This is a genomic window from Amycolatopsis thailandensis, assembly GCF_042723255.1.
Classification (GTDB): domain Bacteria; phylum Actinomycetota; class Actinomycetes; order Mycobacteriales; family Pseudonocardiaceae; genus Amycolatopsis; species Amycolatopsis thailandensis.
This window is the reverse complement of record NZ_JBHXJK010000106.1, coordinates 12501-29863: the sequence shown is the minus strand read 5'-3', so window position 1 is coordinate 29863 and position 17363 is coordinate 12501. Positions and strand designations below refer to the sequence as shown.

The following is a 17363-nucleotide window of genomic DNA, read 5'->3' as shown; positions in this document are numbered from 1 at the left end:
TCGCCCCAGCTCCACACCTCCCAGCCGCCTAACACTACCTCAGGCTATCCCCACCGTCCCCCCTCGTCGGTGGAGAGGCGGGTTAGAACCGTCCTCACCACTCACGAGGGTGTTCGGCGTTGAGTGGGAGAATCGTTGGTATGCCCGAACTCCCCGAGGTCGAGGTGGTCCGTGCAGGGCTCCAGGCGCATGTCGCCGGCCGGACGATCACCGACGTCGAAGTCCTGCACGCCCGCGCCATCCGCCGCCACGAACTCGGCGCCGAGGACTTCACCGGACGCCTCTCCGGCACCAAGATCACCGCCGCCCGACGTCGCGGCAAGTATCTGTGGCTGGAGCTCTCCGACGGTCAGGCCATGCTCGCGCATCTCGGCATGAGCGGCCAGATGCTCGTCCAGCCCGACGACGCGCCCGACGAGAAGCACCTTCGCGTGCGGTTCCGCTTCGCCGACAACGGCCCGGAGTTGCGCTTCGTCGACCAGAGGACCTTCGGCGGTCTCGCGCTCGCGGACCTCACCGAGGTCGACGGGACGGCGTTGCCGGGCACCATCGCGCATATCGCCCGCGACCCGATGGACCCGCGGTTCGACCTCGACCAGGCCGTCCGCGCGCTGCGGTCGAGGCGGACCGAGATCAAACGCGCCCTGCTCGACCAGACCCTCGTCTCCGGCATCGGCAACATCTACGCCGACGAAGCGCTCTGGCGGTCCAAGCTCCATTGGTCCCGCCCGACCGACAAGCTCACCGCGGCCCACGGCCGCACCGTGCTCACCGCCGCCAGCGAGGTGATGGCCGCCGCGCTCGTCGCGGGCGGGACGTCGTTCGACGCGCTTTACGTCAACATCAACGGCCAGTCCGGCTACTTCGACCGGTCGCTCGACGCCTACGGTCAGGAAGGCCTGCCCTGCGGCCGGTGCGGAACGGCCATCCGGCGCGACCCCTTCATGAACCGCTCGTCGTTCTCCTGCCCGCGTTGTCAGCCGAAACCTCGTGAGGTGAAAACTGTCGTGTATGAATGTGGGCATCGCGTCAACTAGCATGAACGGGCACGACATGTAGGGAGTGGGATGGTGGCCGCGACCGAGCCCGGGAAGACGACGCTCGCCGACAAGATCGACAAGCTGTTCCAGATCGTGCTGAGACCCGATCGTGAGCCGTACAGCCACGAGGAGGTCGCCAAGGCCTGCCGAGAGGCCACCGGCGAGAGTTTCTCGACGACGTACCTGTGGCAGCTGCGTACCGGTCGCCGGGACAACCCCACGAAACGGCACCTCGAGGCGCTCGCCCAGTTCTTCGGTGTCTCGCCGGCGTACTTCTTCGACGACGAGCAGAGCGCCAAGATCGCCGAGGAACTCGCGCTCCTGGGGGCCCTTCGTGACGCCGGGGTCCGCGACGTCGCGCTGCGGGCCGTAACGCTTTCCCCCGACGGACTCGACACCATCAGCGACATGATCGACGCGATCGCCCGCAGGGAATCCGGACGGGGCGGCTCGAAGAGGGAGGCGTGAGTGGATCGCCGTCGCAAGGAGTTGTGGCGCCGCTGCCGGAGTCTCGCCGACGGCGTCACCCTGCCCGAACCCTTCGACGCCGACGCCTTCATCGCCGAACTCGCCGCCGAACGCGGCCGACCGATCGAATTGATGCAGGTCAGCGTCCCCTCCAGTGGCCCGTGCGGGCTGTTGATGAGCACAGAGCGCACGGATTACATCCTCTATCCGACCAACACCACCGCCCTGCACCGGCGGCACATCCTGCTGCACGAGGTCGGCCACCTGTTGTGCGGTCACGTCGGCGCGGACGCCGGAGCCGACGGGATCGCGCTCGACGCCGCCGCCAGCAAGACCCTCATGCCGAACCTGTCACCCGAACTCGTCCGCCGCGTCCTCGGCCGCACGGGGTACAGCGCCGTCGAAGAGCAGGAAGCCGAACTGCTCGCCAGCCTGCTGGCGCAACGCGTCGCCCGGACGGCGGTGCGTGGCGCGGCGCGCCTCGACGAGAGCGCGAGCGACCTCGCCGGTGAGATGGCCAGGGTCGACAACCTCTTCGGCAGCCGGAAACGACGGCTTCCGTGACCGAGACCATCGCGTACTTCTGTTGCGTGGTGGCTTGCGCGGGTTTCGGATACAAGCTGATCCAGGCCAGGCACACCCAGCCGTTGCGGCGGATGTGGTTCCTCAGCGCGTTCGGGATGTGCATCGCGGGCGGCATCATGCTGCTCACCCCGGCGATGGAGAACGCCGTCGGCGTCGAAGAACCCATCGGCAGCCTGCTGAACCTCGCCGCGGACGTGCTCAAGATCGGCGCGATGGCCTTCGCGGTCGCGTTCGCGCATTCGCTGAAACTGGGGGAGGGCAAGCGGATCGGCTGGCACGCCCTGCTGTCCTGGGGCGTCGTGGGCGCGGAGATCGTGCTCTTCTTCCTCTCGGACAGCTATCGCGTCGGCGAGCACACCGCCGCCGGACCGGGAAGGCTCGGCTGGTTCGTCGCGTACAACGTCCTCTTCCTCGCGTACGGCTTGATCAGCCTGCTGACCTTTTCGATCGTCTTCGCCCGCTTCGCGCGCCATGCCGATCCCGGTCCGCTTCGCACCGGGCTGTGGCTGCTCGTCGGTGGCGGGGTGTCGGCGCTGGCCTGGACCTTCTGGGACGTCGACGACATCTACGTCCTCGCCACCACCGGCGCGGTCGACGCCGGTGAGGACACGCTCTCGGCGATCCTGGCGGCGCTGAGCGTCGGGCTCGCCGGGGCGGGCGCGACGCTCAGCGTGTGGGGGCCCGCGCTGGCCACCCCGTTCCGCCTGATCGGCCTGTACCGGACGTACCGCCGGATCGAGCCGTTGTGGACCGCGCTGCGCGAAGCCGTCCCGGGAATCGCGCTGGACCCGGGTCCCGGAATGCCCGGCGGCGTCGAATTCGCCTTGTACCGCAGGGTCATCGAGATCCGGGACGGCCATCTCGCGCTGCGCCCGTACTTCGATCCGGAGGTCCCGTCGGCCGCGGAAGCCGAGGCCCGCAAGGCGAAGACCCCCGAAGCCCGGCTCCCCGCGACGATCGAAGCCGCCGCCTTGGCCGCCGCGATCGTCGCCTCCGGGGCGGGCCGCCGGTACGCCCCCGACGACGTTCCGGCGACCTACCTCGACGAGCCGGACATCGCCGCCGAAGCGGCGTGGCTGGTGGAGGTCACGCGCGCCTGGCGACGGTCCATTGTGGTCGGTCGCATCCGGGACCGGGCGCGTGAAGCCGAACTCGCGTGATCAGAGCCGGAACTCGCGTGCTTGGGGCCGGATCTCGCGTGCTTGGGGCCGTGATACACGAGTCACGCCTTCAAGCACGCGAGTTACGTGTTCAAGCACGCGAGTTACGTGTTCAAGCACGCGAGTTACGTCTTCAAGCACGCGAGATCGGTGCTTGATCACGCGAGTTTCCGGCCGCCGGCCCAACGCGCTCCGCAGCGTTGTGAAAGCCACTTTCGCAACGCTGCAGGTTGCGAAAGTGGCTTTCACAACATCTGTAGCCGGGACGGCGACTGGCAAATGATCGAGCACGGCACGGTGTCTTTCCCGCAAGTGCACGCGACTTACGGCGCGACACCGCTCGCTAGGCGGCGAAGACCCCGGTGACGGCGGCCGCCGCCGCGATCAGCGCGAGCCAGACCGGCGGGACGACGTCCTTGGCCCCGTCACCCGCCCGCACGTGGGCGATCGCCGCCCCGATCAGCAACGCCGTCAGGCCGATCGCCGCGGCGATCCCCAGCGGGAGCCAGAAGAAACCCGCCACCAGGCCCGCCGCCCCGGCGATTTCGAGAGCGCCGATCCCCTGGATCTCCCGGACCGAGAAGCCGAGCCTCTCGGTCCGGGAGATCAACGACGGCTGACGCAGGACCTTCGCCACCCCCAGTACGGCGAAGATCGCGGCCAGCAGGACGGAAAGCACGACGGAAACCACGGCCATCACGGAACTCCTCGGTGCGAAGGGATTTCAGACCGTGACGCGGCGCATCGTGGCGAACCCGCCGGCGCCGGCGACACAGACCAGGATCGCGAGCGCCCCGGTCAGGCCGCCGACGGTCAGCGAGCTGAAGAACGTGCCGAGCTTCGACCACGAATCGGTCCAGGTCAGCAGCAGCCCCACCCCCAGCAGCACCAGGACCTGCGCGGCGGAGAACAGGACCACGCCCAGCACCGAAGCGCGCCGGTAGATCAGGCCGTACCACATGCCGTAGAGGAACATCAGCGTCAGGAACACGAACGCCGTGAGCAGCGTCAGGTACCAGGGACCGTCGAGCAGCCAGGGCACCCGGAAGTAGTTGAGACCGAGCCCCCAGCCGCCGGTCGCCTCCTCGATCGCCTGGAACACGGTGATCCCCGCCGCGTACAGCGCGGAGAGCCCGGCGACCAGCAGGACCGTGCCCAGGTAGTACGACCGCCTCGACACACCGAGCGCCAGCCCGAACGGCAGCGACTTCGTCATGCTCATGGCACCGCAGACGAGCATGAACACGAACAACGTGAACAGGCCGCCGGAGTAGTTCTCCTCGGGTTTGTCGGGGAGAAGCGAGAAGATCGCGAGGTTCACCCCGAAGGCGAAGAGCGTGACGCCGATCGGGAGAACCAGGTACTGGAGCCGGTCCACCAGGTGATAACGCGCGACATTGACCAAGGTGTTCATGCGGACGCCTCCTCTGCGGTCTGTCCGTTGGAGGTGTGCACCATCAATTGCTGCAGCGACAACGGTTCGAGTTTCAGGTGCAGGGCCTGTGCCCGCGCCTTCGCCGCCGCGTCGAGAGCGTCGGCGACGGTGACCGAAGCCCGTGAACCGATCTTCCGGCGGTGCAGCACCCGGCGTCCGGAAACGAAGTCGTCCACGGCGATGGCGGGCCCGCTGACCGTGGCGGCCGAGCCGCGCAGGTCGTCGGCGGCCGCGTCGAGCACGACGCGGCCCTTGTCGATCATCACGACGTGCTCCAGCAGATCGGCCACTTCGTCGATCAGGTGCGTGGAAAGCAGCACCGTGCGCGGGTGTGCCGAATAGTCGTCGAGCAACCGGTCGTAGAACAATTGCCGCGCGACGGCGTCGAGGCCCGCGTACGGCTCGTCGAGCAGCGTGAGCTCCGCTCGTGCCGCCAGCCCGATCGTGATCGACAGCGCCGAGCGCATCCCTCGCGAGAGCTTCTTGACCGGGCGCTTCAGCGGCAGATCGAAGTCGCGGAGCAGCGTGTCGGCGAGTTCGGCGTCCCAGTTCGGGTAGAACCACGACGCCGCCGCGAGGGCGTGGCGGACCTTGAAGTCCGGGAACTGCTGGTCCTCGCGGACCAGCACCAGGCGCCGCAGCACCCGCTCGTTCTCCACCGGGTTCTCCCCGAACACGCGGACCGAGCCCGCGCTGGCGAACTCCTGCGCGGTGATGATGCGCAGGAAGGTGCTCTTGCCCGCGCCGTTGCGGCCCAGCAGGCCGGTGATCTTGCCTTCTTGGATGTCGACCGAGACTTCGCCGAGCGCGAGGTGGTCGCCGTAGCGCCGGGTCAGGCCGGTGGTCGAAATGGTCGGCGTCATGCGGCGGGTCCTCCGTTCCGGTGTCCGTTCCCGCGGATGAGCGAGATCAGGGTTTCGTCGTCGATGCCGAGGCGCCTCGCTTCGATGAGCATCGGGTCGAGGTACTGCTCGGCGAACCGCTGCCGCCGGTCGGTGAGCAGCTTCTGCCGCGCGCCACCGGCGACGAACATGCCGATACCGCGCCGTTTTTCGAGCAGGCCATCGTCGGCGAGCACGTTGATTCCCTTGGCCGCCGTCGCCGGATTGATCCGGTAGAAGGCGGCGAGTTCGTTGGTTGACGGCACGCGTTCCCCCTCGGCCAGGCTTCCCTCGGCGATGTCGTCGGCGATCTGTTCGGCGATCTGCACGAACAGGGGCGTTCCTTCGTCGAGCACGACACCTCCGTTCCCAGTCGTCGTGCACCCTCCCCGGGTGCGGTGGTTCATTACTGGACTAAGTAACCCACGAACCATCGGTCGGGCGCAAGTGGCTTCCGCCGTGCGCACTACTGTGCAATGCGTGGTACCTTCTGTTGCGTAAGACTGGGAGGGACGCGACTGTGGAGATCAGTCAGCTACTTAAAGGCGTGCTGGACCTCGCCGTTCTCGCGGTGCTTCGCGGGGAGGACGGCTACGGCTATGACGTGCTCCGAAGACTCCGGGTCGCGGGGTTGCAGGAGGTCGGCGACGCTTCGGTGTACGGGACGCTCCGGCGGCTGTACAAGGCCGGCCTGCTGACGTCGTACGTGGTGCCGAGCGAAGAAGGCCCGCACCGCAAGTACTACAGCCTCAACGAGCCGGGTCGTCAGCGCCTCGAAGAGTCGGGGCAGACCTGGCGGACTTTCGCCACGACAATGAACAGCCTGTTGGGAGAGGCAGCATGAGCACGCAGAATCCGACCGCCGTGCGGGTGTATCTGGCGAGGGTCAGGAGCGCGCTCGCCGACCTGCCCGAGAGCGAAGTCGAGGAGATCCTCGAAGACGTCCGGCCCCATCTCGCCGAAATGGAGGCGGAACTGGGGGACAATCCCAAGGTCGACGCCTTGATCGAGCGGCTGGGCAGCCCCGAAGGCTACGCCGCCGAATTGCGCGCGTCCGGTGGCTATCCGCCGCGCCCAGCCGATTCGGGCGACAAGACTTCTCTCCTGAAGGTGAAGACCGGGATCGGCGGAGCGCGGTTCGCGTTCTGGGGACTGGTGTTCTCCATGGGCGGGTTCGCGCTGTTCGGCTTCGCGGCCGCGGTGTGGGTCCGGGTGGAACCGTTGCTGGGCCTGCTTTTCATCGCTCCCGTACTCGCCATCAGCGTCGCCTACGTGGTCCGCCGGGGCGTCGCCCCGATCACGGAACTGCCCGAGGTGGTCAAGCTCCGCGAGATCGTCAAGTCGTTCCAGAGCAACAGGAACGGCAAGGGACTGACCTACTTCCGGGCGCTCAAGCCCGCGTGGTGGGTGCTGTGCGCGGCGGTGCTGGTCGTGTTCGGCCTGCTGCTCATGCTTCGGGACACCGAGGCGGTCCTGTTGCTGCCGTTGATGTTGCTGGCGGCCGTCGCGGTGGTCTGGGCGGGACCGAAGCTGAAGACCGACCGGCGGCTGCTGTGGCTGGCCGTGCCGATCTCGGCGTTCGTCATCGGCAGCATGCTCGGCGGGGCGGGCGCGGCCGTCGACCTGATCGCGAAACGGTCCTACGGCGGCAGTTCCTACAACAGCGGCTACACGCCGAACTACAACGACAACTACGGCAACCCGCAGTTGATGTACGGCAGCCAGGACGTGGAGAACATCTACGCGTTCGACGCCGAAGGCAAGCCGCTGACGGAGATCTATCTCTACGACGAAAACGGCCGTCCGCTCAGCACGACCAGGTACGCTTGCGAGAAGAGCACGGGCGAGAAGCGGCGGGTCGGCGACGACAACCGCTATCCGCGCCCGCTCGTCGAGCGAGGTGTCCAGGACGGTCAGGGAAGTCGTAACGGTTACAACGGTTCCCGCGGCTACTGCGAGGAAAGGGCCGACATCCCGTTCAGCGCGGCGATCCCGAAGGGCGCCCCGGTGCCGCCTTCCGCGACACCCCAGGCGCCGCCGTCTTCCGTGACGCCGCCGTCGGGCTCCACCCAGCCGACGCGCTAGGTGGTCCGGGCGGGGGCGGACGTCGGGGGCCGCCTTCGCCCGATTCGGGGGATAGCCGCGAAAGTCACTTTCGAAGACATCGGGGATCGAGAAAGTGGCTTTCGCGGCATTTCCCTTTTGTGACCTGGCGGAGCACTATCGGTCCAGGTCATGGCCGCTACTCTTTTCGAATGCGTCACCGCGACGAGCCGACTCTCGAACGCGAGCGCGAACTCGGGAGGATCGAAGCGGCACTCGATTCCGCCACGGCGGGCGAAGGCCGGGTTGTGGTCATCGAAGGCCGGGCCGGGATCGGCAAGACCCGGCTGCTTCAAGAGACCCACGCGCTGGCGAAAGGCCGTGGGTTCGGCAGGGTGCGCGCTTTCGGTGACGCGCTCGAAGGAGCGATGGCCTGGGGCGTCGTCCGTCAGCTGGTCGAGCCTTCGATTTCCCGCCACGACAGGGAAAACCTCGACGGCCCGGCCGTCGCCGCGCTCCGGGCGCTCGACGCCGCGGCCGGCGATCCGAGCGAAGCCGAACTGGCCAGGACACTGCACGCGTTGTGGTGGGTCGCGGTCGACTTCTCCTCGGTCCGGCCGTTGCTGATGACGGTCGACGACGCGCATTGGGCGGACCCGTCGTCGCTGCGATTCCTCGTCTACCTCTCCCGCCGGATCGCCGATCTGCCGATCGTGCTCGTCGTGGCCACCCGCCCGCCCACCGGGAACACCGGGCCGCTGGTCCTTCTGAGCCTCTCGCGACAAGCGGAACGCGTGCTGCCGAAGGCGCTTTCGCCCGAAGCGCTCGCCGAACTCATGGCCGCCCGCGGGGTGCTCCCGGCCTGGGCCGTGGTCACTTCGCTGCACGAGGCCAGCGGCGGAAATCCTTTTCTGGCCAGGGTTCTCGTCGACGAACTCGACGCGCTCGGACTGCCGCTGGACACCGGCGCGACCGCGACCGAGATCGAAAAACTGGGCCCCAGCGCGGTTTTCCGCACGGTGCTGGGCAGGCTGCCCGACGACGCCGTCTCGCTCGCCGGGGCGATCGCGATCCTGGGCACCGGCGGCGATCCGTGGCAGGCCGGAGCCTTGGCGAAGCTGGACGTCGCCGGGCTTTCGGCCGCCGCCGAAGCGCTGATCTCGGCCCACGTGCTGACCGCCGACGGCGACCATCTCGTCTTCGTCCATCCCGTCGTGCGGGAGGCGGTTCTCACCGGCCTGGGGCCGATCGCCCGTGCGGCGCTGCACGGTGGCGCCGCGAAGGCGTTGTGCGCGGCGAAAGCCCCGGCCGACCGGGTCGCCGCTCATCTCGCGCAGGCGCCGAGAGGCACCCTCCCCGGCTCGGCCGGGATCCTGCGCGAGGCCGCGGCCTCGCTGCTTTCGGCGGGTGACCCGAGAACGGCCGCCGCGCATCTGCGCCGGGCCGTCGAGGAGAGTCCGGACGACGCCGCGTTGCGGGCCGAACTCGGCCACGCGCTGCTCCGCACGGGCGAGGCCGTCGAAGCGCGGCGACAGCTCCTGGTGGCCGCGGACGGGGTTCCCGACGCCGAACTCGTCGCGGCCGCCGCGTCGGCCACGACGGTCGTCGACGGGCCCGAAGCCGCCGTCACCGAACTCCGCGAGGCGATCGCCGCCCGGCCCGGCGGCCCGCGCGATCCCGGCCGGATGCATCTGGAGGCACGGCTCGCGGTGATCCGCTCGTTCCTGCCGCACCATCGGCGGACGGCCTCCGACCACCTCAGCGCGTATGCGAGCTTGAGCGGCGGCACCCCCGACGAGCGCACCCTGCTCGGCCTGCTCGCGCAGATGGGGCGCTACGAGGTCCGGCCCGCGGACGAGGTCGCCGCGACCGCCAGCCGCGCGCTGGCCAACGGCGCCTACTTCGAAGACGCCACCGGGAGCATCGACGTGATGGTCGGCTGGGTGGTCGCGATGCTCGCGCTGATCTCCGCCGACGGGATCGACGAAGCCGGATGGGAGATCGAACGCGCGCGGCAACGGGTACGGGAGCACGGCTCGCCCGTCGAGTTCGCGATGGTCGCCAACGCGGCGCTGTTCCTCGACTGGCGGCTCGGCGATTTGAGCGTCATGGAGGCCGAAGCCGAGGGGGCGCTCGCCGCCATCGGCGCCGAAGAGCCGTCGCCGCAGGTGATCGCGATGCGGGCGACGGCGACGCATTTCCTCTCCTACGCCGCCTTGGAACGGGGCGATCTCGAAGGCGCCGCCGAGGTGCTGGCGCGGTTCGACGGCGATCACGGCGACGGCCCGAGCATGATGCCGACGATGTGGCTGCACGAACCCCGCGCGCTGATCGCGCTCGCCGTCGGGAATCCCGTGCTCGCCAGGACACAGGCGTTCTTGCAGCGCGACGAGATGCGCGCCGTCGGCGTCGACCCGCCGACCATTCCGTGGCGGGTCCCGGCGGTGCGCGCCGCGCTGCAGCTCGGCGAGTCGGACCACGCGCTGCAGCTGGCCGAGGAGCAGGTGATCATCGCGCGGAAGTGGGGGACCACGACGGAGATCGGCGCGGCGCTGCGGTTGCTCGCGCACGCCGACGGCGACCGGCGGCTGGACCTGCTGACCGAGTCGGTCGGGGTACTGGAGCGGTCGCCCGCCCGGCTGCATCTCGCGCGTTCGCTGGTCGACCTCGGCGAGGCGACGCGGGGCACGGACGCGCGCGCCCCGCTCAACCGCGGGATCGAACTGGCCGCCGAATGCGGCTCGGCCGTGCTGCGCACCCGCGCCGTCGCGGCGCTGGAAGCCTTGGGGGACCGGCCCCGGCGGACGGTCTTCGCCGATCCGTCGTCGCTGACGGCGAGCGAGCGGCGGGTCGCGGATCTGGCGGCGTCCGGTCGTGCGAACCGCGAGATCGCCCAGGAACTGTTCGTCACCCCGAAAGCGGTCGAGAACCACCTCCGGCGGATCTACACGAAACTCGGCATCGCCGGACGGCGAGGGCTGGCGCGCGCCGAATTCCGGATGCGGGAACGGCGCCGGAGGACGTAGCCTTCCCGGCAACGCGTCGACGGAGACGAGTAGCCAAGGGAGCACGCGAGACCCAGAGAGCCGCCGGTAGCTGGGAAAGCGGCCTCGCGCCCTTCGGTGAAGACCCTCCCGAGTGCGGGGAGGAACGGCGTCCGCGCCCCATGCCCCGCCGTCCGGCCCTCGTCACCGGGCCTTCGAGGCCGCCGCTCGTCCAGGGCGGCGGCGAAAGTGCGGTGGTACCGCGAGTTCCCTTCTCGCCCGCACTCCCAAGGGGTCGCGCATATCCGTACAGGAGTTGTGATGATCTCGCGTGTCCTCGTCGCCGACCTGCCCCGGCACGTCGGCGGCCATGTCCGCGTCGCCGGCTGGGTGCATCGCCGGCGCCGCTTGAAATCCGTCACCTTCCTGGTGATCCGGGACCGAACCGGGCTCGCCCAGGTCGTTCTCACCGAACCCGGTGGCCCGCCGGAGGAGACCGTGGTCGAGGTCGAAGGCCTCGTCACCGTCAATCCGCAGGCGCCGGGCGGCCTGGAACTCACCGGGCCGTCGGTCGGGCTGCTGTCCGAACCCGCCGAGCCGCCGCCGTTCGACCTCTACCGGCCCACGGTGCAGGCCACTTTGCCCACGGTGCTGGACAACGCCGCCGTCGCGCTGCGGCATCCGCGGCTGAAGGAGGCGTTCACGGTCGCGGCGGCGAGCGTCGCCGGGTTCCGGTCGGCGCTCGACGGCCTCGGATTCACCGAAACCCATACGCCCAAGATCGTCTCGTCGGCCACCGAATCCGGCGCGAACGTCTTCGGCATCGACTACTTCGGGAAGCGGGCCTTCCTGGCGCAGTCCCCGCAGTTCTACAAGCAAGCGCTGACCGGGGTGTTCGAGCGGGTCTACGAGGTCGGCCCGGTGTTCCGCGCCGAACCGCACGACACCGCGCGGCATCTCGCGCAGTACACCAGCCTCGACGCCGAACTCGGCTTCATCGACGACCACCACGACGTGATGGCGGTCCTGAGGGAAGCGATCGCGGGAATGGCCGCCGCCGTCCCGGCGACCGGGGTCATGGTGCCCCGGGAGATTCCGGAGATCCACTTCGCGGCGGCTCAGGAGCTGATCGCGCGGCTGTCCGGCGAGGACCCGCGCGGTGAGCCCGACCTCGCGCCCGCGCACGAGCGGCTGCTTTCGGACTGGGGCTTGCGCGAACACGGCTCGGAATTCCTGTTCGTCACCGGCTATCCGATGGCGAAGCGGCCGTTCTACACGCATCCGGACCCGGAGCGGCCCGAGTACTCCAACAGCTTCGACCTGCTCTTCCGCGGGCTGGAGCTGGTGACCGGGGGCCAGCGGCTGCACCGGCACGCGGACTACGTCGCCGCGCTGGCCGCTCGCGGGGAGTCCGCCGAGCCGTACCGGGACTACCTGTCGGTGTTCGCGCACGGGATGCCGCCGCACGGCGGGTTCGCGCTCGGTCTCGAACGGTGGACGGCCCGGCTGCTCGGGCTGCCGAACGTCCGGCAGGCGACGCTTTTCCCGCGTGACCTGCACCGCCTGACCCCCTAGCGGATGTCATGAAAGGGTCGTTCAGGACATTTTTCGTCCTGAACGACCCTTTCATGACACATCGGCCCCAGCGGAACCGCGTCAGTGGTTGAACGCGCTCCTGGCGGCCAGGTCGGCCAGCAGGGCGCGGCCCTTCTCGGCGTTGCGCGGCTGGGCCAGGACGTCGTAGCGCCGGGCGACCAGCTGGCTCTGCGAGATGAACCCGCGCTTGTTCTTCGACGACGCATATCCCAGCGCGCCGAACAGCAGGTTGAACCCGATACCGCCGACGAGGCCGACGAGGATCGGCACCAGTCCGGCGCCCGGGTTCAGCAGGCTCAGCACGAGGCCGAGGAACACACCGAACATCGCGCCCGACAGCGCCGAGCTGGTGAGCACCTTGCTCCAGCCCATGCGCCCGGCGATCCGCTCGACGAGGATCGGTTCGACACCGACGATGGTGACGTCGGTGATCGGGAAGTCCGTTCCCGCGAGGTGGTCGACCGCACGCTGCGCTTCGGAGTACGACTCGTAGGAGCCGATCGGCCACCCGCTGGGCAGCGTCGGGAGCTGAGCCCGCCCCTGGGGCTCGGTGAACGTGGTCTGCTGCGTGAATGCCTGTGTCATTCCTTCTCACCTCTCTTGATCCGTACAACGTCCCGGATGCGCGGATCTCCTCCCGATGCGGCGGGATTCACAGCATCTTCTCAGCCGGGCATCACAGACAATCCGCCCAGGGACCGGCTACGGTCCGAAATGGATAACGAACCAGACCATTGGTCGAGTTGACCACGTCGGGTCGACCCGGTAGGAAGAACCCGCAAAGGTACCGCTTCGAACCTTTAGGTGAGGCTGATGGCGAACAGGCGCGGGATGCTCACGCTGGATCGGCTCCGGGAACTGGTCGAGGACGGCACCGTCGACACGGTGCTGGTGGCGATCACCGACATGCAGGGCAGGCTTCAGGGCAAGCGCTGCGCCGCCGAATACTTCCTCAACGAGGTCGTCGAGCACGCCACCGAAGCGTGCAACTACCTGCTCGCCGTCGACGTCGACATGAACACCGTGGACGGCTACGCGATGTCGTCCTGGGAAACCGGTTACGGCGACTTCGTCATGCGCCCGGACTTCGACACGCTGCGCCTGCTCCCGTGGCAGGAGGGCACCGCGCTCGTCCTCGCCGACCTCGAACGGGTGCAGGGCGGAGCCGTCGCCCCTTCGCCCCGCCAGATCCTTCGCGGACAACTCGACAGGCTGGCCGCGCGCGGTCTCGCCGCCTTCGTCGGCACCGAGCTGGAGTTCATCGTCTTCGACGACACCTTCGAGTCGGCCTGGGACAAGCGGTACCAGGACCTGCGCCCGGCCAACCAGTACAACGTCGACTACTCGATGCTCGGCACCTCGCGGATCGAGCCGCTGCTGCGCCGGATCCGCAACGACATGGGCGGCGCCGGGCTGTACGTCGAGTCGGCCAAGGGCGAGTGCAACCCCGGCCAGCACGAGATCGCGTTCCGCTACGCCGACGCGCTGACCACCTGCGACAACCACAGCGTCTACAAGACCGGGTCCAAGGAGATCGCCGCGCAGGAGGGCAAGAGCCTCACGTTCATGGCGAAGTACAACGAACGCGAGGGCAACTCCTGCCACATCCACATCAGCCTGCGCTCGGCCGCGGGCGAGCCCGTCCTGGCCGGTGACGGTCCCGGCGGGTTCTCCCCGCTGATGGAGCACTTCCTCGCCGGGCAGCTCGCCGGGCTGCGCGAGCTGACCTATTTCTTCGCGCCGAACATCAACTCCTACAAGCGTTTCGTCCCCGGGAGCTTCGCGCCGACGGCCGTCGCGTGGGGCACCGACAACCGCACGTGCGCGCTGCGCGTCGTCGGGCACGGGGACTCGCTGCGCACCGAGAACCGCGTCCCCGGCGGCGACGTGAACCCGTATCTCGCGGTGGCCGCGCTGATCGCGGCCGGGTTGCACGGCATCGAGAACGAGCTGAAGCTGGAGCCGGAGTTCCACGGCAACGCCTACGGCTCGGACAAGCCGACCGTGCCGACGACCTTGCGCGAGTCCGCGGCCTTGCTGGACCGGAGCGAACTCGCCAGGACAGCGTTCGGGGACGAGGTCGTCGACCACTACCTGAACGCGGCGAAGGTCGAGCTCACCGCGTACGACGCCGCCGTCACCGACTGGGAGAGGATCCGTGGCTTCGAACGGCTCTGAACCACTGATCGGGCTCACCTCTTATCTGGAGCCCGCGAAGTTCCTGGTGTGGGAGACCGAAGCGGCGCTGCTCCACCGTGTCTACGTCGACGGGATCGTCGCGGCGGGCGGGGTCCCGGTCCTGCTGCCGCCGGTGAGCGGCGCGCACGATCGGCTGGTGTCCGCCGTGGACGGTCTCGTGCTCGTCGGCGGCGCCGACGTCGACCCGGCGCGCTACGGCCAGGAGCAGCACGCGACGACGTACACGAGGCCGAACCGGGACGCGTTCGAGTTCGGGCTGCTGCGGTCCGCCTTGTCCGCCCGTAAACCGGTGCTCGGGGTGTGCCGGGGACTTCAGGTGCTCAGTGTCGCGTTCGGCGGGACACTCGCCCAGCACCTGCCGGACACTTTGGACAGTGCCGATCACCAGCCCGCGCCCGCGACCTTCGGCACCACTACGGTGACCCTTGCCGAGGGCAGCCGGGTGGCGTCGATCCTCGGCACCGAGACCAAGGTGCCGTGTTACCACCATCAGGCCATCGACAGGCTCGGCGACGGGCTGGTCGCGACGGGCTGGGCCGCCGACGGGACCATCGAGGCGGCCGAACTGCCCGGCGACGGCTTCGTACTCGGCGTCCAATGGCACCCCGAACAGAATCCCGACGACATCAGGCTTTTCGAAGCGCTGGTTAAAGCTGCGAAGGAGAACGGATGACCACGTTCGAGGTGATCAACCCCGCCACCGAGGAGGTGGTGAGGTCGGTCGGGCTGACCTCGGCCGAGGAGACCGACGCGGCGATCGCCCGCGCGCACGCGGCGTTCCCCGCCTGGCGCGCGGTGGCTCCCGGCGACCGGGCGCGGCTGCTGCGCCGGTTCGCCGACGCCGTCGACGCCGACATCGAGAACCTCGCCCAGCTGGAGGTCGTCAACGCGGGGCACACGATCGGCAACGCGCGCTGGGAGGCGGGCAACGTCCGCGACGTGCTGACGTACTACTCGGCGTCACCCGAGCGATTGAGCGGCAAGCAGATCCCGGTCCCCGGTGGCGTGAACATGACGTTCCACGAGCCGCTCGGCGTGGTCGGCGTGATCGTGCCGTGGAACTTCCCGATGCCCATCGCGGGCTGGGGGTTCGCGCCCGCGCTCGCCGCCGGGAACACCGTCGTGCTCAAACCCGCCGAACTCACCCCGCTGACCGCGATCCGGCTCGGCGAGCTCGCCCGCGAGGCCGGGATCCCCGAAGACGTCTTCCAGGTCCTTCCCGGCAAGGGATCCGTGGTGGGACAACGGTTTGTGGACCACCCGGCGGTGCGGAAGGTGGTGTTCACCGGCTCCACCGAGGTCGGCAAGCAGATCATGGCGGGCTGCGCCGCGCAGGTGAAGCGGGTGACCCTGGAACTCGGCGGCAAGAACGCGAACATCGTCTTCGCCGACGCCGACCTGGAGAAGGCCGCGGCCACCGCGCCGTACGGCGTGTTCGACAACGCCGGGCAGGACTGCTGCGCGCGGTCGCTGATCCTGGTCCAGTCGAGCGTGTACGAGAAGTTCATGGAGCTGCTGGAACCCGCGGTGAACGGCGTCGTCGTCGGGGATCCGCGGCTGGAGGTGACCGAGATGGGCCCGCTGATCTCGGCGGGCCACCACGCGAAGGTGTCGTCCTATGTGGACGACTCCGCGCCGGTCGCCTTCCGGGGCAACGCGCCCGTCGGCCCCGGATACTGGTTCGCGCCGACCGTCGTCACCCCGCCGGACCTGCGGCATCCGCTGGCCTCGGACGAGATCTTCGGCCCGGTCGTCGCGGTGGTCCCGTTCGCCGACGAGACGGACGCCGTCACCATGGCCAACCAGACCGAGTACGGCCTGTCCGGCTCGATCTGGACACGCGACGTCGGCCGCGCCTTCCGCGTCGCGCGCGGCGTCGAAGCGGGGAACCTTTCGGTGAACTCGCACTCGTCCGTCCGGTACTGGACGCCGTTCGGCGGGTTCAAGCAGTCCGGGCTGGGCCGTGAGCTCGGGCCGGACGCTGTCGACGCCTTCACCGAGACCAAAAACGTCTTTATCAGCACGGAGGAATAAATGGTGCAGCGTTTCGAAGGCCGCGTCGCGGTCATCACCGGCGGGAGCAGCGGCATCGGTCTCGCCACCGCTCGGCGGCTGGCGAGTGAAGGCGCGAAGGTCGTCATCGGCGACATCTCCGCCGAGGCGGGCAAGGCGGCGGCCGACGAGGTCGGCGGCCTGTTCGTGCAGGCCGACGTCACCGACGCCGACCAGGTCGAAGCCCTGTTCCAGACCACTGTGGACACCTTCGGCTCGGTCGACGTGGCGTTCAACAACGCCGGCATCTCCCCGCCCGAGGACGACTCGATCCTCACCACCGGCATCGACGCCTGGGAGAAGGTGCAGAAGGTCAACCTGACCTCGGTGTACCTGTGCTGCAAGGCGGTGCTGCCGCATATGCAGCGACAGGGGAAGGGCTCGATCATCAACACGGCGTCGTTCGTCGCGGTGATGGGCGCGGCGACGTCGCAGATCTCCTACACCGCGTCCAAGGGCGGGGTGCTGGCGATGAGCCGTGAGCTGGGCGTGCAGTTCGCGCGGGAGAACATCCGGGTCAACGCGCTGTGCCCGGGGCCGGTGAACACGCCGCTGCTGAAGGAACTGTTCGCGAAGGACCCCGAGCGGGCCGCGCGGCGGCTGGTGCACGTGCCGGTCGGGCGGTTCGCGGAGCCGGAGGAGATCGCGGGCGCCGTCGCCTTCCTGGCGAGCGACGACGCCTCGTTCATCACCGCTTCGCAGTTCCTGGTGGACGGCGGCATCTCGGGCGCCTACGTCACCCCCCTCTGACCCCCGTCGCATTTCGTCCTCTGAATGCGTTTTGCCTGGTCGCGAAGTCCGTGAAGGCCTCCTTGAGGGACCCAGAGTCCCTCAAGGAGGCCTTCACGGACCAGCACCGATGTGGCCTGGGGCGGCTTCGAGTACGTGAAGGCCCCCTTCACTCGGCTCAGCCGAGGAAA

17 protein-coding genes are annotated in these 17363 nt (G+C 69.0%); 12 read left to right on the top strand and 5 right to left on the bottom strand.

Translation table 11 applies throughout. The features are described 5' to 3' along the window. Positions 1 to 140 precede the first annotated feature (140 nt). Genes mutM through ACFWMR_RS31875 form a run of 4 tightly spaced genes read left to right on the top strand, consistent with a single transcriptional unit; the run spans position 141 to position 3253 of the window. Complete coding sequence (gene mutM, locus ACFWMR_RS31890) at positions 141 to 1037, top strand: bifunctional DNA-formamidopyrimidine glycosylase/DNA-(apurinic or apyrimidinic site) lyase (RefSeq protein ID WP_378381046.1); 897 nt, start codon at positions 141 to 143, stop codon at positions 1035 to 1037. A gap of 30 nt (positions 1038 to 1067) precedes the next feature. Beyond that, a complete protein-coding gene (locus tag ACFWMR_RS31885) occupies positions 1068 to 1508 on the top strand; it encodes a helix-turn-helix domain-containing protein (protein WP_093932905.1) in 441 nt (146 codons plus the stop codon). Further along, positions 1509 to 2072 carry a hypothetical protein gene (locus ACFWMR_RS31880; protein WP_093932906.1) on the top strand — a complete coding sequence of 188 codons (564 nt, stop codon included), beginning with the start codon at positions 1509 to 1511 and terminating at the stop codon, positions 2070 to 2072. Further along, positions 2069 to 3253, top strand: a complete 1185-nt coding sequence (locus ACFWMR_RS31875) for an MAB_1171c family putative transporter (RefSeq protein WP_378381045.1) — start codon at positions 2069 to 2071, stop codon at positions 3251 to 3253. The genes ACFWMR_RS31880 and ACFWMR_RS31875 overlap by 4 nt, the downstream gene beginning before the upstream one ends. Positions 3254 to 3596: 343 nt before the next feature. On the opposite strand, the gene ACFWMR_RS31870 is transcribed toward ACFWMR_RS31875, so the two are convergent. From ACFWMR_RS31870 to ACFWMR_RS31855, 4 genes are read right to left on the bottom strand one after another with little or no spacing between them, the layout of a single operon-like run. Beyond that, on the bottom strand, positions 3597 to 3950 hold the full coding sequence (locus ACFWMR_RS31870) for a DoxX family protein (protein WP_093932908.1): 354 nt from the start codon (positions 3948 to 3950) through the stop codon (positions 3597 to 3599). 27 nt (positions 3951 to 3977) lie between these two features. Further along, positions 3978 to 4667, bottom strand: coding sequence for an ABC transporter permease (locus ACFWMR_RS31865; protein ID WP_378381044.1), 690 nt, complete (start codon positions 4665 to 4667; stop codon positions 3978 to 3980). Further along, entirely contained in the window at positions 4664 to 5551 is an 888-nt protein-coding gene (locus tag ACFWMR_RS31860; protein ID WP_093932910.1) for an ABC transporter ATP-binding protein, read from the bottom strand. The genes ACFWMR_RS31865 and ACFWMR_RS31860 overlap by 4 nt, the downstream gene beginning before the upstream one ends. After that, positions 5548 to 5925, bottom strand: coding sequence for a GntR family transcriptional regulator (locus ACFWMR_RS31855; protein WP_005160428.1), 378 nt, complete (start codon positions 5923 to 5925; stop codon positions 5548 to 5550). The genes ACFWMR_RS31860 and ACFWMR_RS31855 overlap by 4 nt, the downstream gene beginning before the upstream one ends. 164 nt (positions 5926 to 6089) lie before the next feature. Between ACFWMR_RS31855 and ACFWMR_RS31850 the strand changes: the two genes are divergently transcribed. The 4 genes from ACFWMR_RS31850 (at position 6090) to aspS (ending at position 12171) form a co-directional block, all read left to right on the top strand. Beyond that, the gene (locus ACFWMR_RS31850) at positions 6090 to 6413 is read left to right on the top strand and encodes a PadR family transcriptional regulator (protein ID WP_005160429.1); all 324 of its coding nucleotides are present in this window, start codon (positions 6090 to 6092) and stop codon (positions 6411 to 6413) included. Next, positions 6410 to 7654, top strand: a complete 1245-nt coding sequence (locus ACFWMR_RS31845) for a DUF1700 domain-containing protein (protein WP_378381043.1) — start codon at positions 6410 to 6412, stop codon at positions 7652 to 7654. The genes ACFWMR_RS31850 and ACFWMR_RS31845 overlap by 4 nt, the downstream gene beginning before the upstream one ends. 170 nt (positions 7655 to 7824) lie before the next feature. Next, entirely contained in the window at positions 7825 to 10638 is a 2814-nt protein-coding gene (locus ACFWMR_RS31840) for an ATP-binding protein (RefSeq protein WP_378381042.1), read from the top strand. A gap of 279 nt (positions 10639 to 10917) precedes the next feature. Then, positions 10918 to 12171, top strand: a complete 1254-nt coding sequence (gene aspS / locus ACFWMR_RS31835) for an aspartate--tRNA(Asn) ligase (RefSeq protein WP_378381041.1) — start codon at positions 10918 to 10920, stop codon at positions 12169 to 12171. A gap of 81 nt (positions 12172 to 12252) precedes the next feature. Here aspS and ACFWMR_RS31830 read toward each other — a convergent pair whose 3' ends face one another. Further along, a complete protein-coding gene (locus tag ACFWMR_RS31830) occupies positions 12253 to 12777 on the bottom strand; it encodes a general stress protein (protein ID WP_093932914.1) in 525 nt (174 codons plus the stop codon). 228 nt (positions 12778 to 13005) lie between these two features. Here ACFWMR_RS31830 and ACFWMR_RS31825 point away from each other — a divergent pair, with 228 nt between their 5' ends. The 4 genes from ACFWMR_RS31825 to ACFWMR_RS31810 are packed head-to-tail and all read left to right on the top strand — an operon-like array spanning position 13006 to position 17193. Further along, positions 13006 to 14370, top strand: coding sequence for a glutamine synthetase family protein (locus tag ACFWMR_RS31825; RefSeq protein ID WP_378381040.1), 1365 nt, complete (start codon positions 13006 to 13008; stop codon positions 14368 to 14370). Further along, on the top strand, positions 14351 to 15064 hold the full coding sequence (locus ACFWMR_RS31820) for a gamma-glutamyl-gamma-aminobutyrate hydrolase family protein (protein ID WP_378381039.1): 714 nt from the start codon (positions 14351 to 14353) through the stop codon (positions 15062 to 15064). The genes ACFWMR_RS31825 and ACFWMR_RS31820 overlap by 20 nt, the downstream gene beginning before the upstream one ends. Then, positions 15061 to 16425 carry an aldehyde dehydrogenase family protein gene (locus tag ACFWMR_RS31815; RefSeq protein ID WP_378381038.1) on the top strand — a complete coding sequence of 455 codons (1365 nt, stop codon included), beginning with the start codon at positions 15061 to 15063 and terminating at the stop codon, positions 16423 to 16425. The genes ACFWMR_RS31820 and ACFWMR_RS31815 overlap by 4 nt, the downstream gene beginning before the upstream one ends. Next, on the top strand, positions 16426 to 17193 hold the full coding sequence (locus ACFWMR_RS31810) for a 3-oxoacyl-ACP reductase (protein WP_191258314.1): 768 nt from the start codon (positions 16426 to 16428) through the stop codon (positions 17191 to 17193). Positions 17194 to 17363: the final 170 nt, after the last annotated feature.